Raw genomic sequence first — 20,695 nt, 5'->3', positions numbered from 1 at the left:
TGCCGCGGAGCCTAGCGTCCGAGATTCTTGAACGCCAGCGTGAACAGATAGGAGTTGCCGCGCGACGCGTCGCCGGTGGTGGCATAGTCGCGCTTCCAGGTGAAGCCCAGCCTGAGGCAATCATCTTCATAGGTGATGCCGACGCGGTGGCGCACGGGCTCGAATCCGTCGGCGACCGAAGTCGGGTCCTCCTTGCGATCGGTGAGGTCGATCAGGGTGGAGCCCGAGATCGACCAGAAGCGCGCGATCTGGACGCGGGCGCCCAGGCGGAGCTCCTCGCGGTCCTGGAGATCCTCCAGCGCCGGCCCGATATTGCGGTTGAGCCGCAGATAGCCGATCTGGAAATAGGTGGCGCGCGAGCCGAGCGTCATGTCGACTTCGTTGCGGCGGAAGGCAAGGCCGTCCTTGTCGAGCCGGTAGCGGTGGGTGAAGCTGACGAAGTCGCGGAAACGGATCACCGTGCGGCCGACGATGTCGGACACCCGATCGGTCAGCCCCGTCCCGTCGGGGAACAGGGTGGGGCGCGACGAGATGCGATAGCTCTGGCCGATATTCGCGTCGATCGAGAAGCCCGGGAGATAGAGCGCGTAGTCCATGCCCCAGGTGAACCGGGTCGAATCCTCGAACCGGTCATAGCCCGGGAAGCGATTGAGGGCGAAGAGGTTCGAATCCTCCAGATCCACTGCCCGCGCGTCCTCATTGGGGACTTCCAGATTGGCGATCTTGGGCGAGGCGACGATCTGGAAGCGCGGCGTGATTCGCTGGGTGCCGCCGAACAGCCCGCCGATCAGCGGCCATTTCACGTCCACCGCCGCGGCGGCAATGCCGCGCGTGTGGAACCCGTCCTCGCCGCGATAGCTGACCACGCTGGTCAGGTTCGTGTCGGAAGCGTTGTAGAGATCGCCCCGGGCATAGGCAGTGAGCGTCACTTCCTGGCCCCAGTTGGTCAGGCGGCGCAGGTCCCAGCGGGCGCTGGCGAAGGCGCGCTGCGAATCCTGCCCGTCCGATCGGCCGATCGCCAGCGTGTTGAGCTGGAACTCGAAGCGGCCGCCGACCAGCCCGTCGTCCATCCGGCGGCGATAGTCGATCTCGGGCAGGGCATAGGGCTGCAGGCCCTGGCGATCGCCTACTCTCAGAGTCTGCACCACCCAGGCATTGATGGACAGATAGCTATCCGCATCAATGCGTTCCACGCCGATATTGTTACGCAACCTGTCGTCGCGCGAGACGTCGTAGCGGCGAAGGAAGGTGCGGTCGGTGGTGAGCCGCAGCGAGGTATTGACGCTCCAGGCCGGATCGAGCTGGAACTTGCCCAATATGTCGAGATAGCCGCGGAAGTCGTTCTTCGACGTGGCCGGCGTGACCGGGACCGTCAGGTCGTCGGCGCGACGGCTGTAGGTGCCATAGGCCGTGACCCGGAACGCGCCGAGCGAATTGAGCTCGCGATAATCGGCTTGCAGCACCGGCAGCACGTTGGTGTAGATGCGCGGCGTGATGGTCAGGTCGCGATTGGGCGCGAAGCTGATGTAATAGGGCAGCGCGAACTGGAAGCCGTTGGCGCGATTGTAGCGCAGATCCGGCGACAGGATGCCGCTGGCGCTCTGGCCCCCGATCGGATGCGAGAAGATCGGCAGCGGGATCGTCGCGAAGCCGAACACCGAGACGCGGGCGCCGGTATAGCGCAGCCGCTTCTTGTCGGGCTCGTAGATCACGCGATCCGCGGTGACCTTCCAGGTGGGTTCCTTGGGGCAGTTCTCCGCGTCGCTGACCGAGCAGGGCGTATAGGCGGCATTCTGGACGGTGAAGCTGCCGTCCTCGTGGCGCTCGCCGTGCTGGGCGGCGATGCGGCCGCCGGCATCGAGCACCACCAGCATGTTCTGGACCACGCCGTCCTTCAGCGTGTCGGTCAGCTCGACTTTGTCGCCATAGGCGGAATCGCCCTGCGGGTTGACCAGGACGACATTGCCCTCCGCCACCACCTGGCCGGACTTGCGGTTCCACAGCACCTTGTCGGCGCGCAGCCGCTCGCTGCGGCGATAGAGGCGCACGTCGCCGGTGGCGGTCACCACGTCCTGCTCATTGTCATAATCGAGCTGGTCGGCAGTGAACTGGATCTGGTCATCGCCCTCCGGCAGCGCCGTCGGCGAGGGCGGCGGCGGCTCGACCGGCGGGGCCTGGAGGCTGGGCACGGCGGCGGGCGCCGGCGCAGGCGTCCCCTGAGTCGGCTCGGTCTGCGTCTGCGCGCGCGCTTCGGCCGCCAGGCACAAGCCCAGCGCGGCCGACAGCAGCAGGCCCTTGCGCGTCACTTCGATTCCCACCTTTGCTTCAACTCCCGTGCACGCGGCCTCTATCGCCCTATCGCAGCGGTTGCGCGACCGCAACGTCACGTGCGTTGGCCCGAACGCACGGAAGCGCTAACAGGAGCCATGCAGGTCGATTTCTACCATCTGACGCAGCTTCCCCTGGAACGTGCGCTGCCCCGGATCGCCGAACGCGTGGTCGAGACCGGCGGACGGCTGCTGATCGTGGCGGGCGAGGCGAGCCAGCGCGCCCGGCTCGACCAGCTGCTATGGACCTATGCGCCGGAGAGTTTCCTGCCCCATGGTCAGGCCGGCGGGCCCGACGACGATCGCCAGCCGGTGCTGATCGCCGGCGAGGCGGGCGCACCGGCCAATGGCGCGCGCAACGTCGCGCTGGCCGACGGCGTGTGGCGCGAGGAAGCGCTGGGTTTCGACCGGGCCTTCCACTTTTTCGACGAGGACCGGATCGCCGAGGCGCGCGCGGCCTGGAAGGCGCTGGCGGACCGCGAGGGAGTGGAGCGCAACTATTGGAAGCAGAACGCGCAGGGCCGCTGGGAGAAGGCGGCCTGAAACAGACGCTTTCGGACGCCGATATTCGCCAAGGACATGCGAACGGAGCACCGGAAGCCGCCGATTTCCGTCCGCTCCTCTCTCCGTGGCGGTGACGCGCGTGCATACGGATCGGACGCGAAAGTTCGCCTCCCGCGCGCGCATCGCAAATTCCTCACGGTTCAAAGAGCCTTTGCCGGAACAATAGCGGAACGATGAGTTGTAGGACAGCGGGGGCGCTTGCATCGCGCCGCGCCCGGGACTAGGGAGCCGCGACTTTTCCACAACCTCAAAAGCAGGAGCCGCACGGCCATGGCCGCGAACCGGACCTTTTCGATCATCAAGCCCGATGCCACCCGCCGCAACCTGACCGGTGCGGTCACCAAGATGCTGGAGGAGGCCGGCCTGCGCGTCGTCGCCTCGAAGCGCATCCAGATGAGCCGCGAGCAGGCCGAGGGCTTCTACGGCGTCCACCGCGAGCGTCCCTTCTTCAACGACCTGGTCGAGTTCATGATCTCGGGCCCGGTGGTCGTGCAGGTGCTCGAGGGCGAGAACGCCGTGCAGCGCAACCGCGACATCATGGGCGCCACCAACCCGGCCAATGCCGATGCCGGCACCATCCGCAAGGAACTGGCCGAATCGATCGAGGCGAACTCGGTGCACGGTTCGGATTCGGACGAGAATGCCGAGATCGAGATCAACTTCTTCTTCAAGCCGGAAGAGATCGTCGGCTGACAGCCGGGTTTCTACACCGATTTGGATGCGAAAGGCCGGGGTGGAAGCCCCGGCCTTTTTCGTTCAGGCCCGGTGCGAACTTCCCGGTGCGAACTTCGGCGTCGCATGTGATCACTGCATCGGGCGGCCGGACGACGCGGGGCAGGCCGATGTTCCGGTGGCGAGCCTGTGAACGACTATCGTCATCCCCGCGCAGGCGGGGATCCAGGACAGTGCGGGATATCGGCACCACCGCCCGAACGCCGTCCGGAGAGGGCGGCACCCGGCCACCTCGCCTCCGCGCCTGGCCCTGGATCCCCGCCTGCGCGGGGATGACAAGCTTTGCTGAATGAGTCTTGATCCTAGCGCATCGCGAGATGGCCGCAGCCGCGCAGCGGGCTGATGCCCGGTTCAAGGCCTTCGGCCGTCACCGACACGCTGTGCATGAAGCTGTCGCCGGCGCCGTTCCTGCACGACTCGCGCTTGATCTCGACGATCACCGGCTGGAGCGCTCCCCGTGCCCGCATCTCGCCGCTCAGGACGATCAGCGTGCTGGGCGCGTCCGCCGGCTGGCCCTTGTAGAACAGCTTGAACGCGCTTCGTTGCGAGCCGTCGGCCCAGACGAGGCTGGTGTCATGCGCACCCCTGCCGGTTGAGGTGATGTCGATGCTCCAATGCTCGCCGCCACCCTTGAAGGCGGGCACCGGGCTCAGCTGGTCGCCCCGGGCATGGGGCATCGGTCCGGGCGTCGCGGTTTCGGGCGGTTCGGATTGGGTGCAGCCGGCCAGGGCCAGCATCGTGACGGCGATCATCATGCGCATTTCGGAAAACCTCCCTGTTTTCATTTTCCCAAGCTGCAAACGCGAAAGGGAGGGTTTGAGTTGCCCCGTCGCAACCGATCGGTTGCAGAGCCCATTGCCGCTGCCCATGATCGGCCGCGCAGCACGCCGGGAGAGGGATGAGGATGATGAAGCTCGGACTGTCGGCAGCCTTGATGGCGGCGATCCTGCCAATGCATGCCGGAGCGGCGGTGCTGCATCCCAAGGTGGTGATCCTGGGCTATTTCGAGACGAGCAAGGCCTATGGCGAGAAAGGCTATTGGGGCGATGCCGACAAGCCGGGCGAGCTGCATCACTGGATCGAAGGCCTGAACCTCAAGCGGCGGCTGCCGGTGAAGGGGGCGTTCAATCCCGTCTGGGCGAATGCCGACGGATCGATCATCGCGATGAAGATCGGGCCGAACAGCCTGCATCCCGCCGTGAATCTGATGGCGCTGGGCCTGGACGCGAATTTCGACCTTTCCCGCGCCTATTGGCTGATCAACGGTATTGCGGGCACCTCGCCGGAGACCGGAACCATCGGCGACCTGATCTGGACGGACTTCGTCGTCAATGGCGATGTCGCCCATGAGATCGATGCCCGCGAGATCCCGGCCGACTGGCCGGAGGGATATTTCCCGGCCGGCAAGACCAGGCCCTATCCCGAGCCGCGGGTGGCGGCGGGCTCGCCGGAGGACGTCCGCACCTGGACCGGCCCGTTCCGCACGAACCGGGCGCGGACGGTCACGATGCTCAATGCGTCGCTCGCCCGCTGGGCCTATCGACTGACCGTCCGCGTCGCGTTGCCGGACAATGCCGGCATGCAGGCCCTGCGCATGGAATATGACCAGCCTCGCGCGCGTTCGGCGCCCGAAGTGGCGATCGGATCGACCTTGTCGTCCGAGACCTTCTGGCTCGGCGGCCGGCTGGATGCCTGGGCCCGCCGCTGGGTCGCCTATATGACCGACGGCCGCGGAACCTTCCGCACCACCGAGACCAACGATGCCGGAGCGATGGTGGCGCTGTCGGCGCTCGGCCGGGCCGGGCGGGTCGACCCCGACCGCGTCCTGCTGCTCCGTGCCGCGAGCAACTTCGACATGCCGCCCAGGGGCGTGGCCGCGTCGGAACAGCTGCTCCGGGAGGGGCCGCAATCCTTTGCCGGCTATCTGCCGGCGCTGGACGGCCTGTATCGCGTCGGCGCGCCGATAGTGCATGAGATCGTCCGCGGCTGGCCGACTTATTCCGGGACGCCTCCGAAGTGAGCGTGCGGGCGCGGTGAGACCGCCGGGGATCAGCTGCGCGGCAGGGTGATCGTCGCCACCAGCCCGCCGCCCTCGCGATTGGCGAGGCTGATCTCGCCGCTTGCATCGCGGACGATGGCACGGGCAAGGGCGAGGCCGAGGCCGGCGCCCCCCGTCTCGCGGTTGCGCGATTCCTCAAGGCGCGTGAAGGGATCGAAGACCTTCTCCAGCTTTTCCTGGGGGATGCCCGGGCCGCGATCGCAGACTTCGATCGCGACGCGGTGCTCGTCCGGGCGCAGATGGACCTCGGCGCCCCCGCCATATTTGACGGCATTCTCGATCAGGTTGCGCACAGCGCGGCGCATCAGCGCGGGGCGAAGGTGCATGCGCAGCCGGGGCGCTTCCTCGAAGGTCACGTCGCGGCCGAGATCGCGGAAATCCTCGACCACCGCATCGATCAGCGCGGACAGGTCGACATCGGTGGGCGGCTCGCTGGGACGGCCCAGCCTGGCCAGGCTGAGGATGTCGTCGAGCGTGTGGTTCATCTCGTCGATCGTGTCGGCCATGCGGGCGCGATCCTCGTCGTCCTCGACCGATTCGATGCGGACGCGCAGCGCGGCGAGCGGCGTGCGCAGGTCATGGCCGATCGCCCCGAGCATCCGATCCTTCTCGTCGAGCATGCCCGTCACCCGGGTGCTGAGCGCGTTATAGGCGGCGATCACCGCGCGGACGTCGCTCGGGCCGCTCTCCTCGACCGGCTTGGCACCGTCGCCGGGATGGAAATCGCGGGCGGCGGTGGCGAGCTTGCGCAGCGGGCGGGCGATGCGATGGCCGGCCCAGAGCACGGGCAGGAGGACGACGATGTAGAGAATGAGCGTCTGGGCGAGCAGCTGCCAGATCAAGGCACGTTCCGAGCGCGGCCAGGCCGAGCTGAGCGACAGCCAGCCCCTGCCGGGAAGCTCGACCGCGACCATCAGCTCGGCACCGAGGCGGCGCAGGCGATCGGCGCGTGCGGGATCCATGCGCTTCAGGAGCGGCCGGCTGCCGTCGATGGGCCGGACCACGGCGATGACCTGGCCCACCGCAACGCCGCCATCGGTGAGCCCCCGGCGAAAGTCGCGTTCGATGTCGCTGCGGCGGACGAGCTCGACGGGAATCGGATTGGCCGGGCCGAAATCGACGCGGCCCCGCAGCTGGCGGCGGCCCTCCCGTCCTTCGCGTGCGTCATGCCCGCCGCGGCGATCGGGGCCGCCGGGCGCGTCCGGGCGCGGGTTCACCGGCGCGCCGAGCCGCTCGGCGGCGTCGATCAGCCGGGTGACGGTGGGGACGATCACCTGGGCGAAGCGGGCGTTCTGGCGCTCGCGGACGAGCAGGCCGAAATTGATTCCCTGGGCGACGAACAGCGCCACTGCGACGAGCAGGGCGATCTGGCCGGGGAGCGAACGGGGAAAGAGGCGGATGCGCCCGATCAAAGCCGGGTCACTTCGGCCGCCAGCGTATAGCCGCCGCCCCAGACGGTCTTGATGATCGCGGGGTTGCGGGGATCGGGCTCGATCTTCTTGCGCAGCCGGCTGACCTGGTTGTCGATCGCGCGGTCGAAGGCGGCGGCCTCGCGGCCCTGGGTCAGGTCGAGCAGCTGGTCGCGGGTGAGCACCGCGCGGGGACGGGTGACCAGCGCGTGGAGGAGGCTGTATTCGCCGGTGGAGAGGGGAACCGAGACGCCCTCGCGATCGACCAGCGCCCGCTCGCCGGTCTTGAGCACCCAGCCGGCAAAGGCGAAGCTGCCCGCGTCGGGCGCATGCTGGCGGGTGCCGCCGGCCTGGAGGCGGCGCAGCACCACCTTGATCCGGGCCGCGAGCTCGCGCGGGGAGAAGGGCTTCACGACATAATCGTCCGCGCCCATTTCGAGGCCGACGATCCGGTCGGTCTCCTCGCCCCGGGCAGTAAGCAGGATCACCGGCGTGTCGCTGCTCTCGCGGATGTGGCGGCACAGCGACAGGCCGTCCTCGCCGGGCATCATGATGTCGAGCACCACCAGGTCGATGGCATAGGCCGCCATGCGGGCGCGGGCGCCCTCGGCATCGCCGGCCTGGGTGATGCGGAACCCCTGCCTGGTGAGATATTGGGCGAGCGGCTCGCGGATCGAGCGTTCATCCTCGACGAGCAGGAGGTGCGGCGTGTCCGGCATGTCGGGTTCGTAAGTCATGGGCATGCCGCAAGACAAGGGGTGCCCGGGCGGGTGAGGAGGCGAACCCGCCCGGGCCAGATCGGGCGGGCTCAGTTGTTCTCCGAGCCGCCCGGCGGGGGACCGCGACGTTCCATGCGCGCGCGCATCGCGTCGCGCTCGGCCTGATCGATCTTGCCGTCGTGATTGGTGTCGATGCGGTCGAAGCGGCGCTCTGCCTGGGCCTGCATGTCGGCAAGGGTCATGTCGCCGGCCATGCCGCGGCCACCGCCGCCGCCCGGTCGCGCGGCGTCGCGCTCTTCCTGGCTGACCTTGCCGTCATGATTGGTGTCGAGCCGCGCGAAGCGGGCAGCGACTTCGGCCTGGAACTCTTCCTTGGTGATCACGCCGTCATGGTTGGTATCGAGGCGATCGAACATGTCGCGGCCGGGCGGCGCCGGCGGTGCGTCCTGCGCGAAGGCCGGGACTGTCAGCAGCGTCGAGCCGAAGGCGGCGGCGAGGACGAGACTCTTCATCGGGGTCGAACTCCTGTGCATCCGGGGGTGTCGCCCCGACAGGATCCGGTTTCTGCACAGCAGCTGTCGCACGGGTTTGTCACGCGTTCGGGAAACTGTCGCAAAATGTCTCAGCCGAAGATCGCGACTCCCTGCATCGCCTCGGCGACGGGTTCGCCCGCCGCGTTCCAGATCGCCATGCGCTGGGTGGAATAGCCATGGTGCGCGGTATCGGCGGCGGCATGGAGCAGCCACCAGCCATCGGCGGTGCGCGGCTCGGCGGTCTGGAAATTGATCTGCCAGTTCAGCGAGCTGAGCGGGGTGCGGCGTTCCTCGATCAGCTTGAAGGCGGCGGGCGGCAGCGCATCGCCGATCGCCATCAGCTCGACAAAGGGATGGAGGCCGTCGAATGCGCGCAGCCGGGCCCAGCGCAGCCATTCGGCCGGGCCGGTGCCTTCGCGATGGTCGCGGAAATTGAAGTTGCCGGTGAAGAAGTCCTCGGGCCCCGTATAGAGCTCGGCGTCCGCCGCGGGCGGCGGCAGGGGCGCGCGCGGCGCGGCATCATGGGCGAGCGCCGAGGCGAGCGGGGCCATGAACACGAAAGTGGCGCGCAGGCCGAGCCCCGCCGCCGAGGCGACGTCGGACTGGAGGAAGGCGGCGTTGCGCCCGCGCCGCAGCCGGGTGGCGGTGACGCGGACCTCTCCGGCAAGCGGGCCGATAAACGCGATCTGGGCCGAGCGGAGGGGCGGCAGGTCCGGCTCCGCCTCCAGCGCCGCCTGGAGCGCGAGCGCGGCGGAGAGGCCGCCATAGGCGGTGCGGCCCTGCATCCAGTCGGTTGGGATGGCGGTGGTGAAGCCGCCATCGCCGGTGCGGACCGCGCCGGCGAGGATCCCGGCGAGCGGCGTCATGCCGGGGCGTACCGGTCGCGCAGCTCGCGCTTGAGGACCTTGCCGATCGCGTTGCGGGGCAGCTCGTCGACCTTGACCAGGTCCGCCAGCCGCTGAGTCTTGCCGACCCGGGCGTTGAACCAGGCGAGGGCCTCCGCCGGGTCGCCCGTGCCGGTGAAGAAGCCGATCGGCGTCTCTCCCCATTGCTCCGACGGGACGCCGACCACCGCGCAGTCGGCCACGCCGGGGTGCGCGATCAGCTCCGCCTCGAGGTCGGAAGGATAGATGTTGAACCCGCCCGAGATGATCAGGTCCTTCTTGCGGTCCATCAGGATGAGGAAGCCGTCCTCGTCGAAGCGGCCGACATCGCCGTGGCGGATGTAGCGGTTGCCCTCGGCATCGTGCCAGGTGGCGTCGCGCGTCGCCTCGGCGCGGCCGTGATAGCCGCTCATCATCGCGCCCGAGCGGCCGACCACTTCGCCCATCTCGCCCTGGGGCACTTCGTTGCCCGCGTCGTCGATCAGCCGGATATCCTGCCCCGGCAGCGGCGTACCGACGGTGTGGAGCTTGGTCGGGTGCATGTTGCAGAGGAGTGCGGTGGTGCCGCCGCCCTCGGTCATGCCGTAATATTCGACGAGCAGGCCCGGCCAGCGGGCGAGCACGTCGCCCTTCAGCGCCGCCGAGAAGGGCGCGCTGGTACAGGTCTTGAGGACGAAGGCGGAGAGGTCGAAACTGTCGAAATCGGGCAGCGCCATGATCCGCTGATACTGGACGGGCACGAGCATCGCATGGGTGGCCCGGTGCTTCGCCGCCTGGGAGACGAAGGTGCGCGCGTCGAACTTGCCGAGCAGCACCGCCGTGCCGCCCCAGGCAATCGTCGGGATGAAGCTGACCAGCGTGGTGTTCGAATAGAGCGGGGTGGCGATCATCGTCACGGCATTGCCGAAGCCGCCGGGCGCGCGGGCGATGTGGATCCAGCGCATCGCCTGGGGCTGGACGATGCCCTTGGGCACGCCGGTGGTACCCGAGCTGTAGATGATGTTGAACGGATCGTCCGGCCCGACCTCGACCGGTACGGGCCGGCTGCCCTCGGAGGTGAGGAACGCGCGGTGGTCGATGCCGGCGTCGCTGTCGTCGAGCGCCACGCGCTTCGCGGCGACCGGCGCCTCGCCGAGCGCCTTCGCGCCGGAGCTGTCGAGGAACAGGACCTTGGCGCCGCAATCGGCGATCATCGCGCCGAGCTGCGCCGGCGTCGCCGACGGCTGGAGCGGCGTGGGGACGCAGCCGGCCCGCAGCGCGCCGAAAAAGGCGCAGGCATATTCGATCGACGGCATGGCGAGGATCGCCACTGCGTCGTTCTTGGCCAGGCCCTCGCGCTGGAGCGCCGCGGCGACACGGTCGATCACCGCGTCGAGCTCGGCATAGGCGATCGCGCGATCCTCGAAGATCATCGCCGGCTTGTCCGGGCGCTCCTCGGCATGGCCGCGGATCAGATCGGACAAGGTGGCGAATTCGCCGGCGAGCATGACTTCGGTACGCATCAACCCTCCAATTTGCGCGGACGCTAGAAGAGCGGCGGCATGAACGCCATACGCAATTTTCGAAAAATCACTCAGGCGCTGGCTCGGGCTCCGTACCGGCCGGGCGCATGTGCACGAACAGCGCGATGATCAGCGCGGCCAGCGCCATCAGCGTGCCCGCGACGAGGAAGGCGGCGCCGTCGAAGCCGCGATGCGAGCCCGCCGCCAGCGCCTGGGTGGCGATCAGCGGGCCGAGGATCGCCGCGACATTGTTCATGCTCGAAATGCCGCCCTGCAACGCCCCCTGGTGCGACGCGCCGACCATGCCGGAGAGCGTGCCGTTGAGCGCCGGATAGGCGAAGGCTCCGAACGCGCCGATCAGGAAAAAGGCATAGACCTGCCAGCCCTGCTGGATGAACGCATAGGAGAAGAGCGTGAACGACGCGGCGCAGAGCGCGATCAGCGCCGCTCCGCGCTCGCCGAAGCGCTTGATCGTCCGGCCGGTGAGCAGCGCCTGCACCAGCACGGTGAGGAAGCCGACATAGGCGAGCGACCAGCCGATCGCCGTCGCATCCCAGCCGAAGCGGATCGCGGCCCAGAAGGACCAGGTGGAGGGATAGACAGTGCCGGCGAGCTGCCAGAAGAACCAGGCGAGCAGCAGCGGCCCGGCATTGCCGGCATGGAAGAGCGGGCGGAAGGCGCCGATGATGTGTGCGTCCGACCAGCGGAAGGGGCGGCGATTCTCCTTCGCCAGCGTCTCCGGTAGGAAGAAGAACATCACCACCGCGTTCAGCGCGGCGCAGATCGCGGCGATCAGGAACGGCGCGCGCAGGCCGAGCACCGAGCTGATCCCGCCCAGCGCCGGACCGAGGATGAAGCCGACGCCGAACGCCGCGCCGACCATCCCGAACACCGCGCTGCGCTTTTCCGGCGGAGTCACGTCGGCGATCACTGCGCTCGCCGGCCCGAAGGTGGCGCCCGCGATGCCGGCGATGACTCGGCCGACGAACAGCCAGGCCAGGCTCGGCGCGGCGGCCATCAGCGCATAGTCGATCGCAAAGGCGATCATCGACAGGATCAGCACCGGGCGGCGGCCATAGCGATCGCCGAGATTGCCAAGCACCGGGCCGGCGAAGAAGCCGGCGATGGCGAAGGCGGCGAGCATCCAGCCGGCGATGCGAGTGGCGGCGTCGAGCTCGACATGGCCGAGCTCGGTGACGAGCGCAGGCAGCACCGGCATGACGATGCCGAAGCCGATCACGTCGATGAGCACGGCGATCAGCACGATCGGCACCGCGCGATGTTCGAATTTCATGATTGTCCCCTCTTCGCCGCGCCTCTTAGCAGAGGCCGGCGCCACGGCCAGCCGCAAACATGGGCATTTTGGAACATATAAAGAACATTTGCAATGGGCAAGGGCGTTGTGCGCGGGCATCGCGGAAGGGGAAGCGGATGGCGAAGAAGGAATGGCGAGCGCTCTGGCGACTATCCCCTTCGGACAAGGATTGGTCTAATCGCCGTCATCCCCGCGAAGGCGGGGACCCAGAGTCACGAGCGACACGGCAGAGAAACCCTGGCTCCCCGCCTCCGCGGGGATGACGAAACAGGGGTACTTGTCTCAAGGGGATAAGTGCCAGCGCTCTTGACGACCGCCATTCCGTACCGCAAATTCGAAACCAATGAGAATAGCGGAGAGTGAGATGGCCACGGCCCCCGACATCGATGCGCCGGCAAATCCCCTGGACAGGTTCCGTGCCGAGGCCCGCGAGTGGATCGCGGCCAATTTCCCGCCCGCCCTGAAGGGCAAGGACAACGCGATGTCCGCGATCGAGGGCCCGCATGAGAATTCGCCCGACGAAGCCGCCTGGCAGCAGGCGATGGGCGACAAGGGCTGGGGCGTGCCGACCTGGCCGCGCGACTATGGCGGCGGCGGGCTGAGCCGGGCCGAGGCGCGGGTGCTGCAGGAAGAAATGCAGCGCGCCGGCGCCTGGAACCCGATCGGCGGCATGGGCGTGATGATGTTCGGCCCGACCCTGCTGGAATATGGCTCGGAGGAACAGAAGCGCGAGCATATCCCGGCGATCGCCAGGGGGCTGGTGCGCTGGTGCCAGGGCTATTCCGAGCCGGGCGCGGGATCGGATCTCGCCTCGCTCCAGACCTTCGCCGAGGACCATGGCGACCATTATGTGGTCAACGGTCAGAAGACCTGGACCAGCGGCGGGCAATGGGCGGACAAATGCTTCATGCTCGTCCGCACGGACAAGACGAAGAAGCATGAGGGCATCACCTTCCTGCTGGTCGACATGGATACGCCCGGCGTGGAAGTGAAGCCGATCCGGCTGATCTCGGGCAGCTCGCCCTTCTGCGAAACGTTCTTCACCGACGTGAAGGTGCCCAAGGCCAACCGGGTTGGCCGGGAAGGCGAGGGCTGGACGATCGGCAAGCGGCTGCTCCAGCACGAGCGCTCCAGCCTGTCGGGCGGGGGATCGGCCGCGGGGCGGATGTTCGCTGGCGCGTCGCTCGGGCAGATCGCGAAGAAATATGTCGGGGTGGATGCCGAGGGGCGGATCGCGGACGCGGATCTGCGCGGCCGGATCGTCCGGCACGAGATGGACCTGCGCAGCTTCATGCTGACGCTGCGGCGCACCGCGCTGGAGGCCAAGTCGAACCAGGGGCCGAGCGCCGCCACTTCGATCATGAAGAATGTCGGCGCCCGGATCATGCAGGAACGTTCCGAATTGCTGATCGAGATCCGCGGGCTGGCCGGGCTGGGCTGGGACGGCGAAGGGTTCGAGGAGGATGCGCTGAAGGACGTGCGCAGCTGGCTCTTCGGCAAGGCGGTGTCGATCTATGGCGGATCGAGCGAGATCCAGAACAATGTGATCGCCAAGCGCATCCTGGGGATGCTGGATCATCAGTAATCGCAAAGCCCTCTCCCGCTTGCGGGAGAGGGTTGGGTGAGGGTGAGTGGTGTGCCTCAAGCGGTTTGTTTGCCGCTCTCTCGCACCCTCGCCCCGGCTCTCTCCCGCAAGCGGGAGAGAGGGAAGAGGAAGAAGAAATGGCCATCCTGACCGAAGAACAGACGATGCTGCGCGACATGGCGCGGGAATGGGCGGACAATGAGGCGCCGGTCAGCGCATTTCGCAAGATGCGTGATGCGGCGCCGTCCGCCGGCTATGACGCCGAGATGTGGCGGGCCCAGGCCGAGATGGGCTGGGCCGGCATCCTGGTGCCCGAGGCGCAGGGCGGCGCGGGCATGGGCTATGTCTCGCTGGGCCTGGTGCTCGAGCAGCTCGGCCGCAATCTGGTCGCGACGCCGCTCGCCAGCACCGCGGCGGCGACCAGCGCGATCCTGATGGGCGGTTCCGATGCGCAGAAGGACGCGTGGCTGCCGCGGATCGCGGCGGGCGAACTGGTTGCCACGCTGGCGATCGACGAAGGGCCGCGCTTCGATCCCGCGAAGATCGCGACGACGGTTGCGGGCGGCAAGCTCGGCGGCGTGAAGGCATTCGTGCCCGAGGGCGACAGCGCGCAGCTGTTCGTGGTGGCGGCGACGGACGGGCTGTATCTCGTCTCGGGCGATGCCGGCGTGACGCGGTCGCCGCGTCACCTGACCGACGCGCGCAGCCATGCCCAGGTGACGTTCGACAATGCCCCGGCCGAGGCGCTGGGTGGCGGTGCGGAACTGATCGCGCATGTCGCGGACCGGGCGGCGGCGGCGAGTGCGGCGGAGATGCTCGGCATGGCAGAAAGCGCCTTTGCCAGGACCAACGATTATCTGAAGACGCGCATCCAGTTCGGGCAGGTGCTGGCAAGCTTCCAGGCGCTGCAGCACCGCATGGCGAAGATGTTCACCGAGCTTGAGCTGTGCCGCTCGGCGGTGGAAGGCGCGCTGGAAGCGATCGACAGCGGCCGCGCGAACGTGGCGCAGGAAGTGAGCCTGGCCAAGGCCGTGGCGAACGAGACTCTCCACCTGGTCAGCCGCGAGATGATCCAGCTGCACGGCGGCATCGGCATGACCGACGAGCATGACGCGGGCTTCTACCTGAAGCGCGCGCGGGTGCTGGAGGCGCAATGGGGCAATGCCGCCTGGCATCGCGACCGGTTCGCGCGGCTGAACGGGTATTGAGGCGCGCCGGTGGCATTTCCGATCGTCGCCATTCTCATGGGTCCCGCGCCGTTATCCCCGCGGACCCAGCGTCGTCGTCCGATGGGGCCCGCGTCGTAGTCCCCTCGGGTTCCAGCGTCGTAGTCCCCTCGGATCCCATTGTCGCCATCCCCGCCTTCGCGGGGATGACGGTGAAGGAGGCGGGGATGACGGTGGAGGAAGCGCGTGACCGTGGAGGATGCGCGTTGCGGTGGGGGAGGCGCGCGGCGGTGGAGGATGCGCGTTGCGGTGGAGGAGGCGCACGGCGGTGGAGGTGGCGCGATGACGGCGTGGAGTGACGAACGGCGTAGAAATGATGGGCCGGCGTTCGAAGATCAATTCGGCCAAGGGGTGGAGACACAAGCCAGCAATATATGACATTTGCGCAACACTGCTGAGTTAGTCCCCTTTTGCAACCTTTGTTCTGCTTGACGTCCCTCCGGGACCTGTCAGTATTCGAGGATAGGGTATGGAGCCGCCAAAGTGCTCCGGCCCGTGGTGGGAGAGATGATGATGATGCGGTTACGCCTTTTGTCGTGCGTTGCTGTTCCTGCGCTCAGCTTCGCGCTCGCGGCCCCTGCCTTCGCACAGGACGCCCAGACGCCGGCCGACGCGGCTGCTCAGAGCCAGAGCGAGCAGAACAGCGGAACACGCGATCCCAACGAGATCGTCGTCACTGCCCAGGGCCGTGCCCAGGTGCTCGCCGACGTGCCGCTCGCCGTCTCCGCGGTAACCGCCACGCAGCTGGAGCGCACCGGCGCCAACGACATCCGCGCGCTCAACCAGGTCGCGCCGTCGTTGCTCGTCTCCTCGACCGGCAGCGACGCGAACACTTCCGCCCGCATCCGCGGCGTCGGCACGGTGGGCGACAATCCGGGCCTGGAAAGCTCGGTCGCGACCTTCATCGACGGCGTCTATCGCTCGCGCACAGGTCTCGGCCTCAACGACCTGGGCGAGATCGAGCGCATCGAAGTGCTGCGCGGGCCGCAGGGCACGCTGGGCGGGCGCAACGCGTCGGCCGGCATGCTCAGCGTCACCACCAAGGGTCCCGAGTTCAATTTCGGCGGCATGGCCGAGGCGACCTATGGCAATTACGGCGCGTGGCGCCTGCAGGGGGCAGTGACGGGGCCGCTCTCGGAGCAGCTCGCCTTCCGCCTCGACGGCCTCTATTCGAAGCGCGACGGCTATTATCACGACGTCAACACCGGCCGCGACATCAACAATCGCGATCGCTATCTGGTCCGCGGGCAGCTGCTGTACCAGCCCAGCTCCGATCTCTCCGTCCGGCTGATCGGCGACTATAGCTATCGCAAGGAGGATTGCTGCGCCGCCGTCTATGCGACGGCCGACGTGGCGCAGGCCAATGCCTATGTCTCGCCGACCAATCCCGGGCTGATCGCGCCGGGCACCCCGGTGGCGACCGTGCTGACCGGGATCACCGGCACCACCTTCGCGCAGTATTTCCCGGGCTACAACGATGCCTATTCGCGCCGCATCGCGACCAGCGCCAACCGCTCCTATACCGGCAAGACCAAGGATTGGGGCCTCTCGGCGGAAGTCAATTGGAACCTGGGTGGCGTCGAGCTGACGTCGATCACTGCCTATCGCGACTATGACAACACCCAGGCGGCCGATGCCGATTACGGTCTGGCCGACATCCTCTATTTCGGCCCGAAGAGCGGCCGCCAGTTCAAGACCTTCACCCAGGAGCTGCGCTTTCATGGCGAGGCGTTCGGCGGCAAGCTCGACTGGCTGGTCGGCGGCTATTACGCGCATGAGGATCTGGACACCAAGAGCGAGCTCAAGTTCGGCAACGACTATGGCCGGTTCGCCGCGTGCCGCGTGGTCTATGGCTCGTTCAGCGCCTTCTACAATCCGAACAATGTCGGCTGCCTGACGCCCACCGGCGTGGCGGTGCTGAGCAACCCGGCGGGCCCGCTCGGCGCGGCGGGTGCGGCGATGGTCGGCGGGCTGCAGCGGCTCGACACGGTGCGCAACGTCGGCGACGACACGGCGAACTTCGACCAGACCAGCTCGAACTTCGCCTTCTTCACGCACAATATCTTTCACGTCACCAGCAACGTGGATCTGACGGTGGGCCTGCGCTACACCAACGAGACCAAGAAGCTGAACGCGAACTTCAACAACACCAACACGATATGCCCCGTGCAACAGGCGAACTTGCTGCCCTTCATGGGCGTGCCCGCCCTGGCCCCGCTTGCCGGCGGCATCATCACGCTCACCTGCCAGGGCGGCTCGTCCTCGGCGCTCAACGGGCTGACGCTGAACGACCAGCGCAAGGAGAACAAGTTCACCGGCACCGCGATCCTTTCGTGGAAGCCGGTCGACAACATCCTGCTCTATGCGAGCTATTCGCGCGGCTACAAGGCCGGCGGCTTCAACCTCGATCGCTCGGCTTTCAAGAACCCGAACCCGGCCCAGCCGCTGCCGATCTTCCCGATCAGCCTGGCCAATGCCGGCTATTATGCCGATGTGCTTCAGTTCGAGGAGGAGACGGTCACCGCCTATGAAGCGGGCATGAAGCTCTCTACCCGGGGCTTCAACCTGAACGTCGCGGGCTTCCGCCAGGAATTCAGCAACTTCCAGCTGAACACGTTCAACGGCACCGTCTATCTCGTCCAGAACATCAATGGCTGCAAGCAGGACCTGGGCGGCGGGGATCGCGACCTGAGCGCCACCACCGGCGCCTGCCCGTCGAACCAGATCAAGCCGGGCGTGGTCTCGACCGGTTTCGAAGTCGAGATGGCCATGTCGCCGGTGCGCGACCTGAACTTCAACTTCGGCGTGACCTATGCCAAGACCAAATACGCCAACAATCTGGTCGGCTCGAGCAGCGGCGCGCCGCTCGATCCGGCGCTGCGCCTGCTGCCGGGCCAGCTGCTCTCGAACGCGCCCGAATGGGTGGTGACGAGTTCGGCGGGGTGGACGCCGTCGCTGGGCGGATCGCTGCGCGGCCTGCTCTATGTCGATGCTCGCCTGGCCGACCGCTACAATACCGGCTCGGACCTGTTCCCGCAGAAGGAGCAGCAGAGCTTCGTGGTGGTCAACGGCCGCATCGGCATCAGCGGCAACGACCAGCTCTGGGCGCTGGAGCTCTGGGTGCAGAACGCGACCAAGGCCAATTACATGCAGGTCGGCTTCAGCTCGCCCTTCCAGGCAGTGAGCACCACGCCGACGCCGGGCTATCCGGGCGGGTCGCAAATCTTCTCGGCCTATCTCGCCGAGCCGCGGACCTATGGCATCACGCTGCGCTCGCGCTTCTGACGCCTGGGGGAGAATGTGGGACGGGCCCGCGGAGCGATCCGCGGGCCCGTCTTGCCGTTTCAGACGCGGTTCAGCCGGCAGGCCGGAGGAAGCGGCATCGACTTTGGAGAAATGCCGATGCGCTCGTTCCTGTTGCCCCTCCTCGGCTTCCTTGCGCTAGCGGCGCCGGCATCGGCCTTTGCGCAGGCGGGGCCGGGGGCGGAATGCGCAGTCAGCGTCCGGTTCGGCAGCTATGCCATGGGGATCGATCAGGCTGCGTTCGAACGGGTGCGAGGCCTGCTCGCGCGCGATCGCGGCGTGCGCGGAGTGGAAGCGCAGCGCTGGGGGCGGGAAGGGGAGACCACGCTCTGCGTGCGAACGCGCCGCCCGGCCGACGCGCGGCGGCTGTTCGGGCGGGTGAAGGCAGTGCTGCCCGCCAGGCCCCGCGGGCCGATCACGGTAGAGGCGCGCGGTGGGCTGCGGTTCGAGGCGCCGCGACAGTGAAAGGGCTGAATCGTGCATAATCACGCGCATTGACTCGCATGGTCATGCACGATATTGCCGATTTATGGTTGTTGATCCCCCAAATGCGCGGCGCGATGCGATTGCCGCGCGCCTTGCCGATGGGCAGCCGGTTTCGGCCGGGGCCCTGGCTGGCGAATTCGAGGTTTCGGAAGATGCGATCCGGCGTGATCTGCGTGCGCTGGCCGCTGAGGGAAAGTGCCGACGCGTCTATGGCGGAGCGCTGCCGATTTCACCGATCTCGGCCCCGATGGCGGCGCGGATCGAGGGCGACCAGGGGCACAAGCGTGCACTGGCCCGCGCTGCGGCGACGACGATCCGGCCGGGCGAGTTCCTGTTCCTCGACAGCGGCAGCACCAACCTTGCCCTGGTCGAATTCCTGCCCGAGGATAATGACCTGACCATCGCGACCAATTCGATCGACATCGCCGGGGCGGTGCTGCGGCGGCAGGATCTGAAGCTGATCGTGCTGGGTGGCGAGGCCGATCCGATCATCGGCGGCTGTGTCGATGCGGTGGCGCTGCAGGCGCTGGTGCAGATGCGGTTCGACCGCGCATTCATCGGCGCCTGCTCGGTGTCGGAGGAGGGCGTGGGAGCAGCGCAGCTCGCCGACGCGACCTTCAAGCGCACCGTCATTGCCCGGGCCGAGCGCACGGTGGTGCTGATCGCCAACGACAAGCTTGGCCGTACCGCGCCGCACCAGGTCGCAATGCTTGGCCAGATCGACATGCTGGTAGTCGAGGCAAGCGCCTCCGCCGCGCAACGCGCTTCGCTCGATGCGGCGGGGTGCCGCGCCATCCTCGTCGCCGATCCCGCCTGAACTTGCCGGAGCATCCATGATTTCCGCCGATCGCCCGGCCACCCGGCTGGCCACTCGTCTGTCGTTCCTGGTCGCCGGGTTCGGGATCTCCTGCTGGGCGCCGCTGGTGCCCTTTGCCAAGCAGCGCCTTCACATCGACGCTGCGATGTTGGGGATGCTGCTGCTCTGCATCGGCATCGGCTCGATCGCGGCGATGCTGGCGACCGGGCCGCTCAGCGCGCGCTATGGCGGCAAGCCGGTGATCGTGACGAGCGGCATTGCGCTTGCGGTGATCCTGCCGCTGCTGACGATTGCCGCTACGCCCGTTGCGCTTGGCGGCGCACTGCTGCTGTTCGGTGCCGCGCTCGGTTCACTGGACGTGGCAATGAACGTGCACGCAGTGGAAGTGGAACGCGCGGCGAAACAGCCGCTGATGTCCGGATTTCATGCGTTGTTCAGTATCGGCGGCTTTGCCGGTGCCGGGCTGATGACGCTCTTCCTGTCACTCAAGGTGAGCGCGCTCGCCGGCAGCCTGGTGTGTGCGGGGATCATGCTGGCAGCGATGCTGGTCGCCTGGCCGCGATTGCTGCCGGCAATGGAAGGCGAGAATGGGCCGCTGTTCGTGCGGCCGCATGGCGTGGTGCTGCTGCTGGCAGTCCTTGCCATGGCAACCTTTCTTGCCGAAGGCGCGATGCTCGATTGGAGCGCGCTGCTGATCACCCAGATGGGACTGGTCGGCACGACGCAAGGCGGCCTGGGTTATATGTTGTTCGCGATTGCGATGACGAGCGGGCGATTGCTGGGGGACAGGCTCACGGCGCGCCTGGGCGATCATCGCACCTTGCTCGGCGGTGGCGTGATTGCGGTTGCGGGATTCCTGGTGCTGCTGAGCGTGCCGGTCGCACCGATCGCGTTGGCGGGGTTCCTGCTGATCGGGCTGGGTGCGTCGAACATCGTGCCGGTGCTGTTCCGCATTGCCGGGGCGCAGACCCACATGCCGCCGGCATTGGCGATCGGAGCGATCACCACGCTTGGCTATGCCGGAATCCTTGCCGGGCCCGCGGCGATCGGCGTGGTGGCGGAGGCAGTCGGGCTGCGGGCCGCTTTCTGGATGCTGGCGGGGTTGCTGCTGCTGGTGCCATTCACTGCCCGGCGGACGGCAGGGGCAGCCGGTTCGGCTTGAAGCGACTTCGCACAGGGATTATTGCGACTAGCTTGCAATAGCATTTCGCCGCTGCTAGCGGCTCTCGCGAAC

General features: G+C 67.6%; 17 protein-coding genes. 9 read left to right on the top strand and 8 right to left on the bottom strand.

The features are described from left to right. Positions 1-11: 11 nt before the first annotated feature. Positions 12-2,306 (bottom strand): LPS-assembly protein LptD, encoded by a 2,295-nt coding sequence (locus FFS08_RS01440; RefSeq protein WP_249341206.1) that lies wholly within the window; start codon positions 2,304-2,306, stop codon positions 12-14. Between the two features lie 120 nt (positions 2,307-2,426). On the opposite strand from FFS08_RS01440, the gene FFS08_RS01435 reads away from it, so the two are divergent. Further along, positions 2,427-2,870, top strand: coding sequence for a DNA polymerase III subunit chi (locus tag FFS08_RS01435; protein ID WP_137863992.1), 444 nt, complete (start codon positions 2,427-2,429; stop codon positions 2,868-2,870). Between the two features lie 291 nt (positions 2,871-3,161). Continuing rightward, positions 3,162-3,584: a nucleoside-diphosphate kinase gene (gene ndk / locus FFS08_RS01430; protein ID WP_137863991.1), complete on the top strand. Its 423-nt coding sequence runs from the start codon at positions 3,162-3,164 to the stop codon at positions 3,582-3,584. A 341-nt stretch (positions 3,585-3,925) separates the two neighbouring features. On the opposite strand, the gene FFS08_RS01425 is transcribed toward ndk, so the two are convergent. Further along, entirely contained in the window at positions 3,926-4,384 is a 459-nt protein-coding gene (locus FFS08_RS01425) for a hypothetical protein (protein WP_137863990.1), read from the bottom strand. A 146-nt stretch (positions 4,385-4,530) separates the two neighbouring features. On the opposite strand from FFS08_RS01425, the gene FFS08_RS01420 reads away from it, so the two are divergent. Then, the gene (locus FFS08_RS01420; protein ID WP_171015332.1) at positions 4,531-5,643 is read left to right on the top strand and encodes a purine-nucleoside phosphorylase; all 1,113 of its coding nucleotides are present in this window, start codon (positions 4,531-4,533) and stop codon (positions 5,641-5,643) included. Between the two features lie 29 nt (positions 5,644-5,672). On the opposite strand, the gene FFS08_RS01415 is transcribed toward FFS08_RS01420, so the two are convergent. The 6 genes from FFS08_RS01415 to FFS08_RS01390 form a co-directional block, all read right to left on the bottom strand. Next, positions 5,673-7,094 (bottom strand): sensor histidine kinase, encoded by a 1,422-nt coding sequence (locus FFS08_RS01415; RefSeq protein ID WP_502701991.1) that lies wholly within the window; start codon positions 7,092-7,094, stop codon positions 5,673-5,675. Continuing rightward, positions 7,091-7,810, bottom strand: coding sequence for a response regulator (locus FFS08_RS01410; protein WP_137864033.1), 720 nt, complete (start codon positions 7,808-7,810; stop codon positions 7,091-7,093). The genes FFS08_RS01415 and FFS08_RS01410 overlap by 4 nt, the downstream gene beginning before the upstream one ends. A gap of 89 nt (positions 7,811-7,899) precedes the next feature. Next, positions 7,900-8,322, bottom strand: a complete 423-nt coding sequence (locus tag FFS08_RS01405; RefSeq protein ID WP_171012421.1) for an EF-hand domain-containing protein — start codon at positions 8,320-8,322, stop codon at positions 7,900-7,902. A 110-nt stretch (positions 8,323-8,432) separates the two neighbouring features. Beyond that, positions 8,433-9,209: a thioesterase family protein gene (locus FFS08_RS01400; RefSeq protein ID WP_137863987.1), complete on the bottom strand. Its 777-nt coding sequence runs from the start codon at positions 9,207-9,209 to the stop codon at positions 8,433-8,435. Next, positions 9,206-10,729 carry a class I adenylate-forming enzyme family protein gene (locus FFS08_RS01395; RefSeq protein ID WP_137863986.1) on the bottom strand — a complete coding sequence of 508 codons (1,524 nt, stop codon included), beginning with the start codon at positions 10,727-10,729 and terminating at the stop codon, positions 9,206-9,208. The genes FFS08_RS01400 and FFS08_RS01395 overlap by 4 nt, the downstream gene beginning before the upstream one ends. Before the next feature lie 67 nt (positions 10,730-10,796). After that, a complete protein-coding gene (locus tag FFS08_RS01390; protein WP_171012420.1) occupies positions 10,797-12,023 on the bottom strand; it encodes a TCR/Tet family MFS transporter in 1,227 nt (408 codons plus the stop codon). A 385-nt stretch (positions 12,024-12,408) separates the two neighbouring features. On the opposite strand from FFS08_RS01390, the gene FFS08_RS01385 reads away from it, so the two are divergent. The 6 genes from FFS08_RS01385 (at position 12,409) to FFS08_RS01360 (ending at position 20,623) form a co-directional block, all read left to right on the top strand. Continuing rightward, positions 12,409-13,629 (top strand): acyl-CoA dehydrogenase family protein, encoded by a 1,221-nt coding sequence (locus FFS08_RS01385; protein ID WP_137863985.1) that lies wholly within the window; start codon positions 12,409-12,411, stop codon positions 13,627-13,629. A gap of 137 nt (positions 13,630-13,766) precedes the next feature. Further along, complete coding sequence (locus FFS08_RS01380) at positions 13,767-14,837, top strand: acyl-CoA dehydrogenase family protein (protein ID WP_137863984.1); 1,071 nt, start codon at positions 13,767-13,769, stop codon at positions 14,835-14,837. A gap of 534 nt (positions 14,838-15,371) precedes the next feature. Beyond that, positions 15,372-18,140 (top strand): TonB-dependent receptor, encoded by a 2,769-nt coding sequence (locus FFS08_RS01375; RefSeq protein WP_137864031.1) that lies wholly within the window; start codon positions 15,372-15,374, stop codon positions 18,138-18,140. 117 nt (positions 18,141-18,257) lie between these two features. Continuing rightward, positions 18,258-18,623 carry a hypothetical protein gene (locus tag FFS08_RS01370; RefSeq protein ID WP_137863983.1) on the top strand — a complete coding sequence of 122 codons (366 nt, stop codon included), beginning with the start codon at positions 18,258-18,260 and terminating at the stop codon, positions 18,621-18,623. A 64-nt stretch (positions 18,624-18,687) separates the two neighbouring features. Continuing rightward, on the top strand, positions 18,688-19,461 hold the full coding sequence (locus tag FFS08_RS01365; protein WP_137863982.1) for a DeoR/GlpR family DNA-binding transcription regulator: 774 nt from the start codon (positions 18,688-18,690) through the stop codon (positions 19,459-19,461). Positions 19,462-19,477: 16 nt separating this feature from the next. Further along, a complete protein-coding gene (locus FFS08_RS01360) occupies positions 19,478-20,623 on the top strand; it encodes an MFS transporter (RefSeq protein ID WP_137863981.1) in 1,146 nt (381 codons plus the stop codon). Positions 20,624-20,695 lie beyond the last annotated feature (72 nt).

The organism is Sphingomonas sp. 1F27F7B (genome assembly GCF_005503355.1).
Classification (GTDB): Bacteria; Pseudomonadota; Alphaproteobacteria; order Sphingomonadales; family Sphingomonadaceae; genus Sphingomonas.
The sequence above is the reverse complement of the archived record's forward strand: the minus strand, read 5'-3'. Positions and strand labels throughout refer to the sequence as shown.